Here is a 1159-nt window from a genome sequence, read left to right as displayed (position 1 = left end):
CAACTTGATACTGAATTTACGCAAAATGGCATTAAACTACAATACGGAACAAATAGGCTTAACCCAAACTATTCAGACGGATTTAACAAAGGCTTAGATACGAACGGAAATATAATAACTAGTCCAGGGTGGTATGTAACACCACTTATTAGATGGGACGGTGAAACATCATTGCTTTGTCAAAGATATCGTTTAAGCTGCCAATATGATGCATCAGGAAAGTTTGTGGCGGGTAGCTACAATATTACTTCATCGGGAAGCACAGAGCTTAATATTACCGTGAACAAGGCAAGTGGAGCGGTATATATGCGTATGATGCTGCCTATGACGAATAAAGACATATCAATGATCGTCACAGGCACGGTAATGCCTTCTCCGTATGTTCCATTCAAACAGGTTGTGAGTACTGATTTAAACGGTGGTACAACGGAATTTATACCAAATATATCGATTGATGAGAAATTACAACAATGGATATTAGGTGAAAGTTTCAAGATCACATCGACACCAACATACACAGATGGTTTACTGAATACTCCAATCACAGTTCAATATCCAGATGGAGGTACAGGTTCAGTTACTGTAATAAGAAATCCAAATAGCTATGTAACTTCTATTGAAGGAACACACACGGAAGGTAACAGAAAAATAACAATAACTCTGACAAGAGATATATCCGGTAATGTATTAACTCAAAATATAACATTTCAAAATATAACATAATATGGGAATCTTTGATAGTGGCTTTATAAAGGCTATAAATGCAACAAAACGATCAGTATTGCTTGATAAAGTAAGCTCTGTATCATCGGCTCTTACGATCACATTAGAACCCGATAAAGGTTTAGTTCTTGAAGTTGGTGTAGATGGAGGTGCTAATGGTGATATAACTCTAAGTTTTACAGGTAAGGACTTAAAAGGAACTACAGGTTTTTTTATAACAAATTCCAGTTGGGCAATTGATAATCCAAGCGTAACTTATAATTCATCAACAAACAAATTCTCGCTTCCGGCAGGTATCTCAAGATTTGTAATGCCTACAAATATAGCTAGCCAATGGCAAATGGTTAGTATTTCGGTAACATTTACCAGTGGAACTTCTGCCAAACTATCTCTATTTGAGCGGAAGGTAGCTGATATATTATCGTCTACTGTTGAG

General features: G+C 36.5%; 2 protein-coding genes. Both read left to right on the top strand.

The genetic code is table 11. The annotated features are described in order from the left end of the window. Positions 1 to 723 (top strand): hypothetical protein (locus HMPREF9456_RS16880; RefSeq protein ID WP_006844785.1); only part of this gene is annotated, 723 nt, incomplete at its 5' end. Between the two features lies 1 nt (position 724). Beyond that, on the top strand, positions 725 to 1159 hold a 435-nt coding region (locus HMPREF9456_RS16875), incomplete at its 3' end, for a hypothetical protein (protein ID WP_006844784.1).

Source organism: Dysgonomonas mossii DSM 22836 (genome assembly GCF_000213575.1).
Classification (GTDB): domain Bacteria; phylum Bacteroidota; class Bacteroidia; order Bacteroidales; family Dysgonomonadaceae; genus Dysgonomonas; species Dysgonomonas mossii.
Note: the sequence above shows the minus strand (reverse complement) of the source record. Positions and strands in the feature narration are given on the sequence as shown.